Source organism: Staphylococcus sp. 2S1 (assembly GCF_046721335.1).
GTDB classification, from domain to species: domain Bacteria; phylum Bacillota; class Bacilli; order Staphylococcales; family Staphylococcaceae; genus Staphylococcus; species Staphylococcus equorum_A.
Map to the genome: position 1 here is coordinate 1719252 of NZ_JBEUUJ010000003.1, position 19643 is coordinate 1738894.

Consider the following 19643-nt stretch of genomic DNA (forward strand, 5'->3'; position numbering starts at 1 on the left):
AACTTTATGAAAGTACTCGTAATTGGTGCAGGTGGCAGAGAGCACGTTATAGCGCACAAATTGAAGCAATCACCACTTGTTAATGAAATATTTGCAATCCCAGGTAATGACGCAATGTCGAATGTTGCACAGGTACATAGTGAAATAGCAGAAACAGAACATGAACAAATTGTAGCATTTGCACAACAACATGATATTACATGGGCAATCATTGGCCCTGAGCAACCTTTAACAGATGGATTAGCTGACAAATTAGAAGCTGGACAAACAAAAGTATTTGGACCTAATCGAGCAACTGCACAAATCGAAGGTTCAAAATTATTTGCTAAAGAATTAATGGAAAAATATGGTATTCCAACTGCTGAATATACAGAAATTACAAATAAGCAAGATGCATTAGCTTATATTCAATCATGTGAGTATCCAGTTGTATTGAAAAAAGATGGATTAGCGGCAGGTAAAGGGGTTATCATTGCGGAAAGCTATGAGGAAGCATTATCAGGTGTAGAAGAACTTTACCCGGAAGAAGAAGGCATTGTGGTTTTCGAACAATTTCTTGAGGGTGAAGAATTCTCGTTAATGACTTTCGTAAATAATGACTATGCTGTGCCATTTGATTGTATAGCGCAAGACCATAAACGGGCATTTGATGGTGACTTAGGTCCGAACACCGGAGGTATGGGTGCGTATTGTCCAGTGCCTCACATTGAGGATGCTATTATCAAACGAACAAATGAAGAAATTGCGCAGCCTATTGCCAAAGCATTGGTTAGTGAAGGCTATTCATTTTTTGGTGTACTATACATTGGAGCAATTATTACTGATGAAGGACCAAAAGTAATTGAGTTTAATGCCCGTTTTGGTGATCCTGAAGCTCAAGTACTTTTAACACGTATGGAAAGTGATTTAATGCAAGCATATTTTAGATTTAGAAGCTAAAAAACCAATTCATTTTCAATGGAAAGCCGATTCTGTAGTAGGCGTTATGCTTGCATCTAAAGGGTATCCAACAAAATATGAAAAGGGTAAAACTGTTTCAGGTTTCGATTTAGATGGTCAATACTTTGTGAGTGGATTAAAAAAAGAACAAGATATATATGTGACATCTGGTGGGCGTGTTATTCTGGCCTTAGGTGAAGGCAAAGATATTGCAAGTGCTAAAGCTAAAGCATATGAAGCGGTCGATAAAATCAAAAGCAATGCATTGTTTTATCGAAAGGACATTAGTGATAAAGCACTTAAATAACAATTAAAGTAATTTATATATAGATATTTTGAATTATATAAATTGAATAAGTTATCAAAAAAGCGTTAAGACAAAGTGGTTTAAGTTTTGTCTTAACGCTTTTGTGTTTAAATTACATGGACAGTAATGTAATTTAGTAAATACTTGAAATACGCACATCATTAATTCCTGTGATTTGAACATATTGTGCTAGGAAATATGCAACAATTAAAATAGAACTTACAACTACGATTAATAAAAGATCTTTATACGAGAAAGGTGCATAATAATAGTATGTTCTAGGTCCGTCTTTAAATCCTTTCTTCTCCATAGCAACTGATAATTGATGCGCTTTTCTAATGTTTTGACTTAGTAGTGGTATTACAAGATGTTTTAAACGTTTAAAGCCTCTGTAATTACGTGAATCAATCATTTGATAGCGCATTTTCAATGATTTTCTGAGTTGAAATAATGAAGTGAACATTAAAGGAACCATTCTAATTGCCGCCATAAATGCATATGCTATTTTAGGTTTAACTTTAAGATGTTGCATAAGACTATAAAAAATCATGACAATTTGTGATGTGAAGGCAATTAAAATTCCAAAAAGAGAAATAGTTGTCGTACGCATTGCTAAGTGCAAACCACGATATAAACTTTCGGTAGTAATTTGAATAAAGCCTAATTTAAATATTGTATGTGTGCCATCACCATAGAAAATCATGAATAAAGCAGATATCAAACTAAAAGTGATAGTAAAGAGTATGAAAATAAAAGTGATTTTGAATTGCAATCCATTAAATAAAAGTAAAAATATCAACATTAATAACATTATATAGAGCATGTAATCAAATTGATGTACAAAGATAACAAAGAAAAACAAAATGACTGCCATTGCTAATTTAGTAATAATGTTGACGTCGTCAACAAATGAATAGTGTTTTTTCCATATCTCAAACATAAGTATCACCCTTTAGTTCAGTTAATTGATGTTGATTGACATGAAGTCTTCGGGTTGGATACCGTGCAATAATTTCTGAATCATGCGTTACCATTACAATCGTTTGTCCATTTTGTACACGTGATTGGAATAATTTAATAAGGTTGAATGTATTATGACTATCGAGACCAAAGGTAGGTTCATCAAGTAAAATAAAGTCAGAAGATGAACTTAGTGCAATTGCAACGCTTAGACGTCTTTTTTGACCCATAGACAGTTCATATGGATGTTGTGCTTTAACTGCTTGTAAATTAAGTATTTCAAGCATATTCTGTGTTTCTCGCTCAGCTTCAACAGTTGAACGTGTTTTATTCTTATATTGAATATAAATTTCATCATATACAGAATGAGTAATAAATTGTAATTCGGGGTTTTGATAAACTAAATACATATGCTTTGCGGCAGTTTTAATTTTTGATAATGCATGATTGTTAAAATACATTTTACCATCATATTTAATGAGTTGCATCATCGATTCTATTAAGGAAGTTTTGCCGCTACCATTTGAGCCAGTGATGGTGATCCATTCGCCAAGACAAATGTTTAATTCTGATATGTTGATTAGTTGCTGTTTACCTCGTTTAATCAAGCCGTTTTTAAATTTAAAGGTATCATCTGATTGTTGTGTAGTTGAAACATGTTGTGTTTTTAATGATGGTGGGGCGGATTGCCAAGCATTAGGATGCCACACACCATATTCCGTTAATAGATGCTCATAGTCATGCAATATCTTATTAGGAGGTGCATCGGCTATTATGGCACCATCATAATTTAATAGAATGACACGATCAACATGTTGCCAAATATGTTCTACTTTGTGCTCTACAATTAATACAGTTTGGTCATGCCACAATGCTTTTATTTTTTGCCATAAATCCGCAGTTGCATCCACATCTAGCATTGCTGTTGGTTCATCTAAGAATAGGGTGTTTGCTTGTTGTAACAAAGTTTCTGCAATTGCTAATTTTTGTTTCATTCCACCGCTTAATTGATTAATATGTTGATTTTCATCGACATTTAAATCTACTGCCGCTAAGGCAGATTGAATACGGCTTTCCATTTCATCGCGTGGTACACGCAAGTTTTCTAAAACAAAAGCAAGTTCCTCATATACTTTTGGCATACAAAATTGAGTGTCTGGATCTTGAAAAATAACGCCACAATCCTCATCAATTTGTAATTCATCATATTTCATAGGTAAATCTATAAGATTAGGAACGATACCACTTAAAACGTTTAATAACGTACTTTTACCTGAACCAGAAGGACCTAAGAGCAATACTTTTTCTTTGTCTTTTATATGAAGTGTTAAATTATCAAATATTTTATTATGACCGTTAGGGTATTTTAAACGTAAATTTTTTGTGACTATCAAGTTTATTGCTCCTTATAAATTGTCGTAATCGCTCTGAGTTGCAGGTCTGAATAATTTAGTGACACCAGTTTGATCTAAGGCTTTCACAATATAGTAAGATAAAAGGCCCGCTACGACAATTCCACTTATAAGTCTAAATACTATATATAATGTAAGGTTCCAACCAGCTATTTCACCGAGATAACCATAAGCAAAATCTAATGGCAATGTTGATACTGAAGCCAAGAAACCGGCTAACATTGCAACCATTGCTGAGCGAGATTTATATCTGAAAAGCGCAAAGATGAGTTCACATGCTAATCCTTGTATTAAAGCATAAACCATTGTAGCAATATCAAAACGGCCCATGACAATCGTTTCACCAAGACCTGCAGCAAATTCGGCTAAAATAGCGATACCTGCTTTTGGAATAATAAGATAAGCTACAATAGCCGCCATAAACCAGGCTCCGTAAGTTAGTTCTTCAAAATGAAGCCCTGTAACTTGTAGTGCTTTATAGACAAAATTCCAAATGTTATAAATGACGGCGAAAACTACTGCTATTAATACAGTTACTAGTATCTCAGAAAGTTTTAATCCTTTTGACATATATACTCCTCCTATATAAAAAAACGCACAACCTTCTAGAAAGGTGCGCGTTAAATACAGGCATACGGATACCATTTTTTAATAAGTATCGCAGTACACTTTCCTACGCTAGTTTAATCTAGATCAGGTTCAAAGGGTTTGAGGGTATACCTCATCTCAGTCACTAAACACCCCTAGTGCGAATGATTATTTAATTTAACTCTAATGTATGATTTTTAATCACTTCTGTCAAGGTTGTAAATGAAGCTAATAAAAAATATTATGTATTTCAAGATATATTTAGCCTTCTACTATATTAAAATAGCTATATGTTTCATGTTAGGCGGAAAGTGAGGGAATATGGCAGAAAACTAAAAAAAGAGCGAAACAGCAATCAAAAATTTGATTCTGCATTTTCGCTCCCACAAAGTAGAATAGCTATCAAATAGCTACTACTAGTATAATAATTAAGCCTGACACAGGTATTTATGTCTAAGTGATACTTTTATTAATCAAAAGTATCTTGAATATTTTTTTGCGTTTCTTCGCTATTTTTTTCAGATGAATCTTTTTCATCTTTTAATTTATCTTCAGTTTCTTTAGCTTTTTCAGCTGCTTTTTTATTTAATTCTTCTTTACTCATAAACAAAACACTCCTTCATGTTTAATCATCTATACAACCTAAATACCACGAAGAGCAAAGGGCTAAACAAAAGTACTTAAAAAATGGAGGAGAAAACTGTAAAATTAAAAGTAATATTAAATAAATTGTTTAGAGTAAAGGTATATGTGGAAATTTGACTATACAACTAATTTATATCATACTATAGACTTATTTATTGAGATTATTAAAGACAAGAGCTAAATGTTAATATATAATAACTTTGAGGTGAATGGTATGTCTTTTATGAAGAAACACGCTGAGATATTATATAGTTATATTATAGGCATCGTTTCGCTTTTCACAGGTCTCATCATTTTAATTAATTTACCAATGATTCATAAATTAAATGGCAAAGGTAAAATTGATTTACACATTCATAATGTATGGGATTTTATAAACGCATTTTTTGCTGAAATAATTAGGGTAATGAGCAATTACATAGGGAATTTTCCAGTAGTTAGCGCCATTTTAATAATTATATTTGGCATTGGATTAATTATGCTAGGAATGACTTTATTTAGAACAACACGATATGACTACGATATTTCAATATTCTTTTTAGTTATTGGTATTCTCTTCTTTATCATAACGCTAATCTTGATGACCCAAGTTTATAGTTTTTTCGCTATTATTTTCGTAATACCATTTGTGATTCACATTGGTTATATCGTTTATAAAGATGAGTTAAATAAAGAACATAGAAAATATCATTATTTATGGATTATTTTCAGTTATGGGTTTAGTTATTTGATAACACAATTGGTGTTATATGGAAGAATTGAGAGTGATGAAATTATACCAATTGACATCTTAAGCGTTAACACATTTTTCATAATTATGTGGTTACTGGGACAAATGTCAATTTGGAATTTCTTATTCTTAAGAAGATCATTACCATTAACAAAACAGGAATTAGGCGAAGAAGAACCAGAATTATCTAGAACGAGTAAAGACACTGTAACGAACCAAACGATGGAACGTTGGAAAACTTTACAAGACAAAACGACAGAATTTACGCGTAAGACTCGTAGAAGTGTAGATATTCAGAAAGCAAGAGATAAGAAAGATAAATTTATTGAAAAATGGAAGAATATTATTGATATACAAGATGATGATGTTCCAAATTGGATGAAGAAACCAAAATGGATTAAACCTAGTTATGTAGAATTATTTTGTGGCGCGGTTTTATTATTCTTCACATTGATTGAATTTAATAATAGAAATTCATTATTTGTTTCTGGTAATTGGGAGATTGGCCAAACGCAATATGTCATTGAATGGATAACGTTGTTCATCTTAATGATTATCATCATTATTTATATTTTAACGACATTGACGAATTATTTGAAAGGCCGATTTTATTATCTACAATTATTTATGGTAAGTTTATTATTCTTTAAATTATTTACTGAATTTATGAATATCATGGTTCACGGATTATTGCTTTCAATTTTCATTACACCGATTTTAGTTATGATGTTAATTGCAGTTGTAGTAGCGTTTATAATTAAATTACGAGAACCTTCTAGAGATTAAAAACTTAATAATGTTGTTTGACGAACCTATCTTCCAATCGGTTGGAAGATAGGTTTTTTTATTAAGAAAGTTTAAGAATGACAAATACTTAGTCAAAACGTTTGAGTTAAATGAATATTAATGATGTTACGATGTACTTGAAATGATAAAATAGGTAAGCGACAGATAAATATAAAAAAATAGTAGAAAGGCTGACATAATTTTATGAAAACTGCCACATTAAATAGAGGTAAAGAAACAAAATATTTAAATGAATATCCATTGGTAAGTGAAGATGATATTTACGCACATGATCACTTACATGAAGGAGATTTATTTCAGCTACTAAATGATAAAGATCAGTATATCGCAACTGCGTATGTTGGACGTCAACATAAAGGCATCGGTTGGGTATTGAGTTACTCACGTGATGAAGTGGTTAATACACAATTTTTTGAAAAATTATTTGATATTGCGAAAAAAGAACGTGAATATTTTTATAATGTAGAGGGCACAAATGCATTTAGAGTATTTAACGGCGAAGGTGATGGTGTTGGTGGTCTCACAATCGACAACTACAATGGTCATTACTTAGTTCAATGGTATTCTAAAGGAATCTATAAGTTCCGTTATAATATTTTGAGTGCACTGAAAGCAATATTCGGTTATACGTCAATTTTTGAAAAATTACGTTTTAAAGATGCCGCTGTAGAAGGTGGCTTCGTTGACGGAGATGCACCAGAATTTCCAATTGTCATCGAAGAAAACTTCACATTTTACAATGTACATTTAAACGATGGACCTATGACAGGTATCTTTTTAGATCAAAGAGAAGTAAGAAAGAAATTAAAAGAGCAATACGCGCAAGATAAAAATTTACTAAACTTATTCAGTTATACAGGGGCATTCTCAGTTGTAGCCGCAGATAATGCAGAGATGACAACAAGTGTTGATTTAGCTAACCGCTCTCGTGCGCTTACTGAAAGTAATTTCGGTTTAAATTCTATAGACCCGGCGTCACAATATATTTATGTTATGGATACTTTTAATTTCTATAATTATGCACGTCGTCATGATTTCTTCTACGATACAATTGTGATTGATCCACCAAGTTTTGCGAGAAACAAGAAAAAAACATTTTCTGTCTTAAAAGACTACGATAAATTAATCGTTGGTGCACTGGATATACTAGGTCCTGAAGGTACATTACTATTATGTACAAACAACAGTACATTTTCATTAAAAGCATTTAAAAATGTAGTTACGGAAACGTTAACTAAAGAAGAAGTGGACTTTGAAATCATTGATGTCATGGGCTTACCAAAAGATTTTAAAACGCATGCACACTACAAACCTTCAAAATATTTAAAAGCGATTTTTGTAAAAATACAGTAAAGTGTGAAAAAACGGGTATTATTCTTAGTGTATAGAAATTACTAAGGAGTGAATATAATGAGTTTTAAAAATAAAATCACAAATAACGTTACACAAAAAGTAGGAAACAAAGTTTTAAATATAGAAGATATAAAAAATAAAGGTAGTATACCAACAACATATAACGAAATTGAAGAGCGTCGCCAACGTGCAGAGGCTTTAGTGAGAAAAAATCAATGCTATCATCTGGCGTAAGTGTAGTACCTATTCCAGGTTTAGGCTTCAGTGTAGATATTAAACTTATGAAAGATGTTATTGAAGACGTAAATAAGATTTATGGTCTTGATCATAAACAAGTTAATACAATGGGAGACGACATGAAAGAACGTGTGCTAACTACGGCGGCAATTCAAGGTAGCCAATTTATCGGTAAAAAAGTATCTAGTGCTATCCTCAAAGTAGTTATTCGTGATGTAGCGAAACGTACTGCGACAGAAACAAACGAAATGGTTCCCAGTAGTAGGTCAAGCAATCACTGCTTCTATAAGTTATTATTTCATGAAAAAAATAGGCAATGATCATATCCAAAAATGTGAAAAAGTTGTTAAATCACTCGTGTAAAACTACAGCGTTTTCACAAATTGTTAAATAATCGCTGAATATTGTCATGACATGGGTGCAAGGAATTGAATTTATATATATAATTTGGTAATCTTATTATATAAAACTATGTTAGGTTTTATAATAAACTAACGATTCTAACTATACGAAGGAGAAATAAATTATGGAACAAAAATCATATGTAATTATCGATGAAACAGGTATTCACGCTCGTCCAACCGACAATGCTTGTTCAAACTGCCTCAAAATTTGATTCAGATATTCAATTAGAATATAACGGTAAAAAAGTTAACTTGAAATCAATCATGGGTGTTATGAGTTTAGGTGTAGGTAAAGATGCTGAAATCACTATCTACGCTGATGGTAGCGATGAAAAAGACGCAATCGAAGCAATCACTGAGATTTTATCTAAAGAAGGATTAACTAAATAATATGTCTAACTATATAAATGGTATTGCCGCATCTGATGGTGTAGCGATTGCCAAAGCATATTTATTAGTTGAACCAGATCTTTCATATAATAGTGAAAAGATTACAGATATCGACGCTGAAATTGCTAAGTTCAATGATGCCATCGAAACATCTAAAGTTGAATTAACAAAAATAAGAAATAACGCTGAAAAAAATCTAGGTGCTGATAAAGCAGCAATTTTTGATGCTCATTTATTAGTTTTAGATGATCCAGAGTTAATTCAACCGATTGAAGACAAGATTAAAAATGACCAAGTTAACGCACCAACTGCATTATCTGAAGTAACTGGACAATTCATTACTATATTTGAAAATATGGATAATGAATACATGAAAGAACGTGCTCGCTGATATCCGTGACGTTTCTAAACGTGTGTTAGCACATATTTTAGGTGTAGAGTTACCAAACCCAAGTATCATTGATGAAAGCGTTGTTATAATCGGAAACGATTTAACACCTTCAGATACTGCTCAGTTAAATAAAGAATTCGTGCAAGGCTTTGTAACAAATATTGGTGGAAGAACATCACACTCAGCAATTATGAGCCGTTCTTTAGAGATTCCTGCAGTTGTAGGTACAAAATCTATTACTAAAGACGTTAAACAAGGCGATATGATTATCGTTGATGGATTAACTGGTGAAGTAATTATTGATCCTACAGATGATGAAGTGATCGCTTATGAAAATAAACGTGAACGTTTCTTCGAAGATAAAAAAGAATTACAAAAATTGCGCAATGAAGAAACAAAAACAATTGACGGTAAACATGCTGAATTAGCTGCAAACATCGGTACACCTAATGATTTAAAAGGTGTTATTGAAAATGGTGCAGAAGGTATTGGTTTATATCGTACGGAATTTTTATATATGGGTAGAGATGAAATGCCTACTGAAGATGAACAATTCGAAGCCTATAAAAAAGTTTTAGAAACGATGGAAGATAAACGTGTTGTTGTACGTACATTAGATATCGGTGGCGATAAAGAGTTACCATATTTGAATCTACCTGAAGAAATGAATCCATTCTTAGGTTATCGTGCGATTCGTTTATGTTTAGACCAACCTGATATTTTCAGACCGCAACTTCGTGCATTATTACGTGCATCTGTTTACGGTAAATTAAATATCATGTTCCCAATGGTTGCAACAATCAATGAGTTCCGTGATGCTAAAGCATTATTACTTGAAGAAAAAGAAAACTTAAAACAAGAAGGTACAGAAGTTTCTGATGATATTGAATTAGGTATCATGGTTGAAATTCCTTCAACTGCCGCATTAGCAGATGTCTTCGCAAAAGAAGTTGACTTCTTCAGTATTGGAACGAATGATTTAATTCAATATACAATGGCGGCTGACCGCATGTCTGAACGCGTTTCATACTTGTATCAACCATACAATCCTTCAATTTTACGTTTAGTAAAACAAGTGATCGAAGCATCACATAAAGAAGGTAAATGGACTGGTATGTGTGGCGAAATGGCAGGCGACGAAATCGCTATTCCATTACTATTAGGCTTAGGATTAGATGAATTCTCAATGAGTGCTACATCAGTACTTAAAGCGCGTCGTCAAATCAAAGGTTTAAGCCAAAATGAAATGGAAGAATTGTCACAAAGAGCAATTAATTGTGCAACTTCTGAAGAAGTACAAGAACTAGTTGAGCAATATGCTAAATAATAAATAATAATTGAACATTTGAGTTCGAAAAAAGCTGATAGACCATTTATAGTGGCGCTATCAGCTTTTTTATTTTGCTATGAATTAAAAAAATTAAGAATTAACGTAGTAAGTCATTGCATGTTGTTAAACAGTAACTTTGTAATAACACTAAAAATCATATAGTTTAGGAAGTGAAAGATTTACTCATTCAAATGTAGAATAGCTACATTGCTTGATGATTATTCTATATTTAAAGTATGGTTGATTTTATCAATGTCAATTTGGTACATCGGCTCATTATTCAACAAGATAAAAGGTGTGGCGAAAGCATCATAGTCTATCATTTCATTTCTATATTTGGAATTTGAGATGTTTTTTTCGCTATATGACACGCCTTTATCTGACAAATAGTTTTTAATAAAAGTACAAGGTGGGCATTCATTTTGCGTATAAATAATTATTTGATCCATTAAAACTCATCCTTCCTATTTTAAATTCGATATACTTTAATATAAGAAACTTTTTAAATTATTACAAATCTTTGACTTACATGCAAGTGGTCATTAATTTGTCACTATATTTTGAACGCAACTTATTTCAATACAACGTAAAGCAGTTTATAATGAATAAACGTTGTGATTTTTGTCACAAATAAATAAAAAAGGTGATATTATGGATTCAGTTGAATTAGCCCGTTTTTTAACTGCGATGACACTCGCGGTTCATATCATATTCGCAACGATTGGTGTGGGCGTGCCATTAATGTTTGCTGTTGCTGAATTTTTAGGTATAAAAAGAAATGATCCAAAATATATAACATTAGCCAAAAGATGGTCTAAAGGATATACCATTACGGTAGCTGTTGGTGTTGTGACAGGTACAATTATTGGACTGCAATTATCACTATTATGGCCAACATTTATGCAAATGGGTGGTCACGTTATTGCATTACCATTATTTATGGAAACATTTGCTTTCTTCTTTGAAGCAATTTTCTTAAGTATCTATTTATATACATGGGATAGATTTAAGAGTAAATGGACCCATTTCCTTATTAGTATTCCCGTCATTATAGGTGGTACATTCTCAGCATTTTTCATTACAGCGGTCAATTCATTTATGAATACACCAGCTGGCTTCGATATGAAAGATGGAAAAATGGTTAACGTCCAACCTTGGGCAGCAATGTTTAACGAATCGTTCTTAATTAGATCGTTCCACGTTGTTGCTACAGCACTTATGACGATGGCATTTGTACTTGCCGCAATTGCCGCATTTAAATTATTGAAAAACAAATTCAAGAAAGATACAGAATATCATAAAAAAGCATTGAAACTAACAATGATTCTTGGCGTAGTATTTACTTTAGGTTCTATGTTAGCCGGAGATTTATCAGCTAAGTTTCTACATCAAGAGCAACCAGAAAAACTTGTCGCTTATGAATGGCACTTTGAAACAGAGTCCAATGCAGATTTAATATTCTTTGGTAGCTTAGATGAAGAAACACAAGAAGTATCAGGTGCCATAAAAATACCTGGTATACTCAGTTTCTTGGCTGACAATAATACAAACACTGAAGTGAAAGGATTAAATGAGTTTCCAGAAGAACTGCATCCACCGATGATTGTACACTATTACTTTGATATTATGGTTTCAATGGGTGTATTCTGCTTGATTATATCAGGTGCGTTTATATTAACGCTTATATTTAAGAAGTTACGCAAATTCACTTATTCAAAACCAATATTGTATGGTGCATTATTAACTGGACCAAGCAGCAATGATTGCAATAGAAGCTGGTTGGTTCTTAACTGAACAAGGTCGTCAACCATGGTTGGTTCGTGGTTACCTTAAAGTAGCTGATGCTCGCAACTCAAGCAGGTGGTTTAACACTCGTGACAATATTATTCGGTATCTTATATATGATTTTAATCGTGACTACCGCATATGTATTAATTCGTATGTTCAGAAATAAACCAAGCATATAAAGATGTAGAAGAAAATACACCAGAAAGAGGTGATGAGTAATGATATTTGCTTATATAGGTATTACAGTACTTGGAATATTTTTATTCTCTTATATTATTATCGCCTCTATTGATTTTGGTGCTCGGGTTCTTTACACTTCACGCAAAAGTAACTAAACAAGATAAACAAATAAACCATTTAATAGGTCGTTATTTAAATCCTGTGTGGGAAGTAACAAACGTATTCTTTGTATTCTTTTTCGTTGGCATCGTAGGATTTTTCCCTGATGCGGCGAAATACTTTGGTACGGTACTACTCGTACCGGCTTCAATAGCATTAATATTACTAACAATTAGAGGTAGTTTTTACGCATTTGAAAATTATGGACCTGATTCAAAACTCATTTGGTTAGCAATGTACGGCTTGTCAGGATTATTTATACCTGCAGCGCTTGCTACAACGCTAACAATATCAGAAGGGGGCTTTATCACAGGTTCAGGTGATAATATAGATTTGGACTGGCTTGAATTAGCCTTGAGTCCTTATTCATGGTCTGTCGTATTCTTAGCTGTTATATCAGTGCTATACATTTCTTCAGGTTTCCTTACGTACTATGCTTCAAAAGCTAAAGACAAACCAACATATGATTTATTAAGATATTGGTTCTTGTTCTGGGGGCCACCGATGATTGCAATTTCATTATTCGTATTTGTATCGTTAAGACTACAAAACGAAGCGCATTTCTTAAGCGCAGTAACTGATTATTGGTGGATGTTCCTACTAAGCTTTATAAGCTTTATAGGTGTTATGGTACTTACGTTAATGAAAAAATGGCACGGATTTGCATTTATCCTTGTTATACTACAAATGGGATTTGCATTTTTCGGATATGGTGCCGACAAAATGCCATACATTCTATACCCATATGTTCGTATAGATGAAGGCGTTGTTAATAGTAGCATGGCCATTGCTTTAATTATTGCATTTGTTTTAGGTTTACTTTTACTCATTCCATCGTTAATATTATTATTAAGATTATTTGTTTTCGACAAAGATTATGTCGAAGGAAAAAAATAAATTATTTTTTAAAATGAGGTATTGATAGTTATTCACTAGTTCGTCTAGACTGATGAATAGCTATCTTATCCGTGATTTTTTAAATTGGAGGACGCATATGGACAAAGAGTATGTGGTTATCGGCTTAGGTCGATTCGGTGGCAGTATAGTAAGAGAACTTAACGCATTAGATATGGATGTTATGGCAATTGATATGAATGAAGCACGTGTAAACGAATATAGTGATATTGCGACACATGCTGTCATTGCCGACACAACAGATGAAGCTGTTATGAAAAGTTTAGGTATCAGAAATTTTGATCATGTCATCGTAGCTATAGGTGAGAATATACAATCAAGCACGTTAACAACCTTAATTTTAAAAGAGTTAGGTGTAAAAAAAGTAACAGCTAAAGCGCAAAATGATTATCACGCAAAAATTTTAAATAAAATTGGTGCGGATACGGTTGTTCACCCTGAAAGAGATATGGGAAGAAGAATTGCTCACAATGTCGCAAGTGCAAGTGTGTTAGATTATTTAGAACTTGCAGATGAACATTCAATTGTAGAGATTAAAGCGAGCGAAAAAATGGCTGGCCAAACCATTATAGAATTAGATATTCGAGCACAATTCGGGATAAGTATTATTGCTATAAAAAGAGGTAAAGAAATATTAGTTTCTCCTGACCCTAATATTAGTATTGAAATCGGTGATATATTAATTATGATAGGGCATGATAATGACTTAAATCGTTTTGAGAAAAAAGTGGTTCGATAAATAAGTAATATTGAAGAAGTCTCCAAAACAGGAGGCTTCTTTTTTATTGTTTCGATTATTATACTGCTTAGTTGATGCATAATAAGTAATTTATTTGAGTAAACTAAGAAATGGAAAAAATTCTTTTTTAATAAATTCTTTTTAATGAAAGGGTGTTATATGGTAATATATTATCGAAAATATAGGAGGTGTGCATATGATTATTGTCATGGATGTAGATGGAACAATTTGTTTTAATGGTAGTGATATAGATACAGACATACGTAGTGAATTAAAAAGGTTAGAAGAAAGGCATCAAATAATATTCGCATCTCGCTCGTCCAATTAGAGATTTACTACCTGTAGTTAGAGGTTTTGAAAATAAAACTTTAATAGGTGGTAATGGGTCAATTATTTCTCAGAATAAAATCATCTCAGTAATCAAACATATCCCCTCTAATGAGTACGAACATTTAAAAAATATGATTAATGAAAATAGTTTGAATTATATAATTGATGGATCGTTTGATTACGTCGCAAATGTAAATGAAAATAGCAAAATATTTAAACAGTTAGATCCCGATAGAATGGCAAAAAGATTAAAGATGAGTGAAATAGATAATCCAATTAAGATTATCTTAATTGGATTATCAGATAAACTATTTGAATGTTTAAAAATACAATTGAAAAAATATGAGGATAGTTTATCTATAAATTATCATAATGTTGAAAATAACATCGATATAACAGCTAAAGAAATAAACAAGTATACAACTTTAATAAAGATTATTAGTTCAAAACCATATATAGCATACGGAAATGATATAAATGATTTTGAATTACTCAAGCATGCTCAAAAATCCTATTGCGTAGGAGATAATATAGAAATGCTATCGTTTTCTAATGTAAAACAAATACAAAACAATACTTTTTCGGTTGCGTGAATCATTAAAATACTATTAATTAAACGAGGTATGTTAATCAATGGTACAAGACTTAAAAAGTACCATCTTAAGCAGTCGAAATTATAGAACTCTTTTACACAGCAAAATAATCAATTTGTATAAAATAGATTAGTCATAGCAAAACAGTCCACACAATGTCAAAACATTGTGTGGACTGTTTTATAATACCTATGATTCGGATGATTGATTTGTTTCATCTTTTTTAGGTTTAGGTTTTGGATTGTTATTGTTTTTTTTCTTGTCTTGATTGTTAGGCTTTGGATTTTTTGTTGGTGCTTTCGTGTTGTTGTTTTTAGGTTTGTCATTTTTAGGGCTAGGTTTCTTAGCAAATGATTGGTTGTTATCTTCATTTACTTTCATAATGACTGGTAAGATCATTGGTTTACGTGCAGTCTTTTCAAATAGATAAGGCTGTAACGTTTCAATGATTGATGATTTAATTTGATGCCATTGAATCTCTGGATTTTGATTTAATTTTGAAATAACATCCGTTTTGATTCTACGTTGTGCATCATAAATCAATTGTCCAGATTCGCGCATGTATACGAAACCACGTGAGATAATATCAGGTCCAGAAAGTAGTTTATTTGTTTTGAAGTCTATGCTTACAACGACAATCACTAAACCTTCTTCTGATAATAATTTACGATCACGAATGACTACATTACCGATATCGCCAATACCACTACCATCAACCAATACATTACCTGATGGAATTCTACCAGCTTTTCTAGCAGAGTCATGTGTCAATGCTAAGACATCACCTATATCAAAGATAAACACATTATCTGGTTCAACGCCACACTCAATACCTGATTGACCGTGTGCTTTTAGCATACGATATTCACCATGGATTGGTAAAAAGAACTTAGGGCGTAACAGACGTAACATTAATTGTTGATCGCCTTTAGAACCATGGCCAGAAGTGTGAATATTAGATACTTTATTATGAATAACTTCAGCACCTGCACGATAAAGTGAATTTATTGTGCGGTTAATACTTTTCGTATTACCTGGAATAGGTGAAGAACTAAATACAACTGTATCTTCAGGGATGATTTTAATTTGTTTATGTGTCCCGTTGGCAATTCTAGATAATGCTCGCCATTGGTTCACCTTGAGAACCTGTACATAGAATCAATAATTCATGCTTAGGTACGGTGTTGATTTTATTCGGCTCAACAAACGTTTCTGGTGGTGCTTTGATATAGCCTAATTCCATACCAATCTTAATGTTGTTTTCCATTGAACGACCAAATGTAACAATTTTACGATTGTGTTTAATTGCGGCTTCAACTGCTTGTTGCACACGGTAAATGTTTGATGCAAATGTAGCAAATATGATTCGACCTTTACAATCATGGAATATCTTTTCAACATTTTGACCCACTTCACGTTCACTTAGCGTAAAGTCTGGTACAAGTGAATTAGTAGAGTCAGAAAGCAAACAAAGTACGCCTTCTTCACCTAATTTTGCCATTTTAGCTATATTTGCGGGTTCACCAACTGGTGTGAAATCAAATTTGAAGTCACCCGTATGCACAATATTTCCTTCTGGCGTGTTAACGATAACACCATATGCTTCTGGAATACTATGTGTAGTTAGATAGAATGAAACTTCAAAATGCTTAGATTTTATGACACTGCTTTCATCAATTTCAATAAGTTCTGCAGTTCTTAATAAATGATGTTCTTCTAATTTATTTCTGATTAAACCTAAAGCTAATGGTCCACCATATATAGGCACATTAATTTGCTTTAATAGGTAGGGCACACCACCTATATGGTCCTCATGTCCGTGAGTGATAAACAGACCAACAATTTTATCTTGGTTCTGTTCTAAATAAGTAATATCAGGAATGACATAGTCGATACCTAATAAATTATCATCAGGGAATTTGATACCTGCATCGATAATAACGATTTCGTCCTGATACTCAACGGCATAAGTATTTTTACCAATTTCGCCTAAGCCACCAAGCGCATAAACCGCAACTTCATTTTTGTGAATTTGTTTCATTATTCAGCTTGCTCCACATTGAAGTGATCTGATTGTTTTTCGTATTCTAAATGTGCGCCCTCTAATTTAGTAATAAATTCAATGTTAAAGTTACGATCCTTTAAATATCTTCTTACTTGTTCTTCTGTTTGTCCTTCAACGTAAATTGTTTGTGTGTGTTCACGTACTATTACTTCTTCTTTTGTTTTTTGAAAAAAACTTTAAATACTGCCATTTTATATATTTCCTCCTAAAATCATGTGTGATTTTTAATTTTGTATAGTAAAACCCTAGTAATATAAAAGTGTTAAGTATCCATTGGTTATTTGAAATTAACTGCACTTCTAATTATGCATGGACGCCGATACTGTATATAAATAGAACATACTAGTTTTTTTGCCCAGTATGTTTCTAGGGAGATCTTCAGTTCGTTCGTTTAGAAAACTACAAACACTTATGTTTCATATGTTTTCAGTTATTTCTCATTTTACATGATGTAGTAGAATAAATAAAGCAGTTTTATCTTTAGTGCCTCTTTTAATAAGTACAAATAATTTCATTTTTATTATAATTAATATTTAATCAGCAAATTCAAATCTTTAGTTATGTAAAATACTGTAATAAATCATCATAAAACTTGAGTGTGCGTTGAAAGTTAATTATGATGAAAGAGAGTTATTATTTAATATTTCATAGAGTAATATATTAAATTATAGAAACGATAGATGGGTAAGGGTGGTAGAAATGGATCGAGTGAATAGAATTATAGAAGATGTTAAAAAAGAAAAAAATCGAAACGATAAAATATTTCAAGATATCACTTTTGAAATCCGTACAGAACAAGTAATCATGTTTTTTAATTATAATGAAATAATTGATACTGTAAATGGTGATCAAAATTACGTTAAACATAATCATGACCCAGAATTTATAGACATTAAAGAATTAAACGATTTAAAGACAGAACTCAAAAAATTAGATATACCATTTACTGAACGAAGAGATGACTTTATGTAAAAAATGCCGTTAGCTTTGAGAAATCCTCAATGTGCTAACGGCATATTATTTTTAATAGCTTAAACTTCTACTGCATCTTCATGTGGCGTAAGTGGGTTGTTTGGATCAATATGATCATAAAACATTACGCCATTAATATGGTCTATCTCATGTTGAACGACAACAGCTGGGTAACCTTTTAAACGTAATTTCACGTCATTACCATCTATATCTGTAGCTTTTACCGTGATTCGATATTTACGGTGGACGAGTCCTGGAATATTTTCATCTACGCTTAAACAACCTTCGCCAGTTGGTAAATAAGCTTCTTGAACGCTGTGGCTCATGATTTTAGGGTTAACTAATGCTAAATCATAACTTTTGCCATCACCATCATCTGGTAAATAAACTGCTATCATTTTTTTGGCAATATTAATTTGTGGAGCGACAAGTCCAACTCCTGAGCGAAGTCCATACTTATTAGCTGTTTCCTCATCCTGGCTATTAATTAAAAATTCGCGCATAGCTTTTAAAGTTTCACGATCTTCGTCAGAAAGCGGTATTGTTACATCTTTTGCTTTTTCACGAAGTGTGGGGTGACCATCTCGGATAATATCTTTCATTGTTATCATTTTGTTCATACACCTTCCTTAATATAAAATATACCAAAGTTTAACGCTTAAAATACAGTGATACATTTGATTTCTTATAAAATATTATATAATATAACACACAAATAAAGGAGGATTTCTCAAAAAATGAAATTAAAGTATAGCATCGGTGCAATACTCGCTTCTACAATGTTAGTAGCGGGGTGTACAACAGACAAAGGTGAAATAGAAGATTATAATGAAAAAGTACAAAAAGCATTTGATGAAGAGAAACCTGTATCTTCAGTAGGGAAGAAATTAAATAGTCTTGAACAAGACAAGCAAAAATTAGTTGAGCAAATTAATGGTAAAGACCAAGCAGAAGTGAAAGATACCTCGAAAAAAGTCGTGGACAATGTTGAAGAAAGAGAAAAAACATTTAAAAAAGAAGAAGAAGCTTTAGATAACTCAGAAAAAGCATTTAAAAAAGCTGAAAAGCATGTTGATAATATAAGCGATGAAGATAAGAAAAAAGAAGTGACACAATTGAATCAAGCGCTTAAAGATAAATACAAAGCACATGATGAATACGCCAAAGCATATAAAAACATTTTGAATAAGGAAAAAGATATGTTTGGATACACTTCGGGTGACGAAGTGAGTCAAGAGCAAATAGACAATAAAGCAGAAGCGGTTTCGAAATCATATAAAAATATGAATAAATCATTTGAAAAATACTCGGATGCAATGAATAAAGTGAACAAAGAAAAAGAAGATGTAGACAATCTTTCTTAAATTTAAAAGCGATAAATTTGAATTTTAAATAGCTACGTTATAGCA

Annotated in this window: 13 protein-coding genes, 8 pseudogenes and 1 riboswitch; of the genes and pseudogenes, 13 read left to right on the plus strand and 8 right to left on the minus strand. The window is 32.2% G+C overall.

From position 1 onward, the window contains the following. Positions 1 to 6 precede the first annotated feature (6 nt). Positions 7 to 1246 (plus strand): annotated as a pseudogene (purD, locus tag ABLV90_RS09110) (phosphoribosylamine--glycine ligase). A 133-nt stretch (positions 1247 to 1379) separates the two neighbouring features. On the opposite strand, the gene ABLV90_RS09115 reads toward purD, so the two are convergent. The 4 genes from ABLV90_RS09115 to graF form a co-directional block, all read right to left on the minus strand. Continuing rightward, positions 1380 to 2186, minus strand: coding sequence for an energy-coupling factor transporter transmembrane component T family protein (locus ABLV90_RS09115; RefSeq protein ID WP_427704997.1), 807 nt, complete (start codon positions 2184 to 2186; stop codon positions 1380 to 1382). Then, positions 2179 to 3600, minus strand: coding sequence for an ABC transporter ATP-binding protein (locus ABLV90_RS09120; protein WP_460872522.1), 1422 nt, complete (start codon positions 3598 to 3600; stop codon positions 2179 to 2181). The genes ABLV90_RS09115 and ABLV90_RS09120 overlap by 8 nt, the downstream gene beginning before the upstream one ends. A 12-nt stretch (positions 3601 to 3612) precedes the next feature. After that, positions 3613 to 4188: an ECF transporter S component gene (locus ABLV90_RS09125; RefSeq protein ID WP_460872523.1), complete on the minus strand. Its 576-nt coding sequence runs from the start codon at positions 4186 to 4188 to the stop codon at positions 3613 to 3615. 83 nt (positions 4189 to 4271) lie between these two features. Then, a riboswitch (TPP riboswitch) is annotated at positions 4272 to 4373 on the minus strand. Positions 4374 to 4675: 302 nt separating this feature from the next. After that, positions 4676 to 4810, minus strand: coding sequence for a glycopeptide resistance-associated protein GraF (graF, locus tag ABLV90_RS09130; protein WP_218086511.1), 135 nt, complete (start codon positions 4808 to 4810; stop codon positions 4676 to 4678). Positions 4811 to 5065: 255 nt separating this feature from the next. Between graF and auxA the strand changes: the two genes are divergently transcribed. The 5 genes and pseudogenes from auxA (at position 5066) to ptsP (ending at position 10490) form a co-directional block, all read left to right on the plus strand. Continuing rightward, complete coding sequence (gene auxA, locus ABLV90_RS09135) at positions 5066 to 6367, plus strand: lipoteichoic acid stability factor AuxA (RefSeq protein ID WP_427704992.1); 1302 nt, start codon at positions 5066 to 5068, stop codon at positions 6365 to 6367. Positions 6368 to 6571: 204 nt separating this feature from the next. After that, on the plus strand, positions 6572 to 7741 hold the full coding sequence (locus ABLV90_RS09140) for a class I SAM-dependent rRNA methyltransferase (protein WP_285322947.1): 1170 nt from the start codon (positions 6572 to 6574) through the stop codon (positions 7739 to 7741). A gap of 57 nt (positions 7742 to 7798) precedes the next feature. Beyond that, positions 7799 to 8341 (plus strand): annotated as a pseudogene (locus tag ABLV90_RS09145) (DUF697 domain-containing protein). A 163-nt stretch (positions 8342 to 8504) separates the two neighbouring features. Further along, positions 8505 to 8772 (plus strand): annotated as a pseudogene (locus ABLV90_RS09150) (phosphocarrier protein HPr). 1 nt (position 8773) lies between these two features. Then, positions 8774 to 10490: pseudogene (ptsP, locus tag ABLV90_RS09155) on the plus strand (phosphoenolpyruvate--protein phosphotransferase). Between the two features lie 221 nt (positions 10491 to 10711). On the opposite strand, the gene ABLV90_RS09160 reads toward ptsP, so the two are convergent. After that, entirely contained in the window at positions 10712 to 10942 is a 231-nt protein-coding gene (locus ABLV90_RS09160) for a glutaredoxin family protein (RefSeq protein WP_285322949.1), read from the minus strand. Positions 10943 to 11144: 202 nt separating this feature from the next. Between ABLV90_RS09160 and ABLV90_RS09165 the strand changes: the two are divergent. The 5 genes and pseudogenes from ABLV90_RS09165 to ABLV90_RS09185 all read left to right on the plus strand — a co-directional run bounded on the left by ABLV90_RS09165 (position 11145) and on the right by ABLV90_RS09185 (position 15197). Continuing rightward, a pseudogene (locus ABLV90_RS09165) lies at positions 11145 to 12500 on the plus strand (cytochrome ubiquinol oxidase subunit I). Beyond that, positions 12500 to 13517 (plus strand): annotated as a pseudogene (locus tag ABLV90_RS09170) (cytochrome d ubiquinol oxidase subunit II). Before ABLV90_RS09165 ends, ABLV90_RS09170 begins: the two co-directional pseudogenes overlap by 1 nt. A gap of 97 nt (positions 13518 to 13614) precedes the next feature. Beyond that, entirely contained in the window at positions 13615 to 14274 is a 660-nt protein-coding gene (locus ABLV90_RS09175; protein WP_002508010.1) for a potassium channel family protein, read from the plus strand. A gap of 196 nt (positions 14275 to 14470) precedes the next feature. Beyond that, entirely contained in the window at positions 14471 to 14602 is a 132-nt protein-coding gene (locus ABLV90_RS09180) for a hypothetical protein (protein ID WP_460872524.1), read from the plus strand. Between the two features lie 43 nt (positions 14603 to 14645). Further along, on the plus strand, positions 14646 to 15197 hold the full coding sequence (locus ABLV90_RS09185) for an HAD hydrolase family protein (protein WP_460872873.1): 552 nt from the start codon (positions 14646 to 14648) through the stop codon (positions 15195 to 15197). A gap of 189 nt (positions 15198 to 15386) precedes the next feature. On the opposite strand, the pseudogene rnjA reads toward ABLV90_RS09185, so the two are convergent. Then, positions 15387 to 17238 (minus strand): annotated as a pseudogene (gene rnjA / locus ABLV90_RS09190) (ribonuclease J1). Beyond that, a pseudogene (locus ABLV90_RS09195) lies at positions 17238 to 17452 on the minus strand (DNA-dependent RNA polymerase subunit epsilon). Before ABLV90_RS09195 ends, rnjA begins: the two co-directional pseudogenes overlap by 1 nt. A 509-nt stretch (positions 17453 to 17961) precedes the next feature. Here ABLV90_RS09195 and ABLV90_RS09200 point away from each other — a divergent pair. After that, entirely contained in the window at positions 17962 to 18234 is a 273-nt protein-coding gene (locus ABLV90_RS09200) for a hypothetical protein (RefSeq protein ID WP_285322953.1), read from the plus strand. Positions 18235 to 18293: 59 nt separating this feature from the next. Here the strand turns inward: ABLV90_RS09200 and def are convergent, their stop codons facing one another. Next, entirely contained in the window at positions 18294 to 18845 is a 552-nt protein-coding gene (def, locus tag ABLV90_RS09205) for a peptide deformylase (protein WP_460872525.1), read from the minus strand. A gap of 126 nt (positions 18846 to 18971) precedes the next feature. Between def and ABLV90_RS09210 the strand changes: the two genes are divergently transcribed. After that, positions 18972 to 19598 carry a YkyA family protein gene (locus ABLV90_RS09210; RefSeq protein ID WP_069816410.1) on the plus strand — a complete coding sequence of 209 codons (627 nt, stop codon included), beginning with the start codon at positions 18972 to 18974 and terminating at the stop codon, positions 19596 to 19598. The last annotated feature ends 45 nt before the right edge of the window (positions 19599 to 19643 follow it).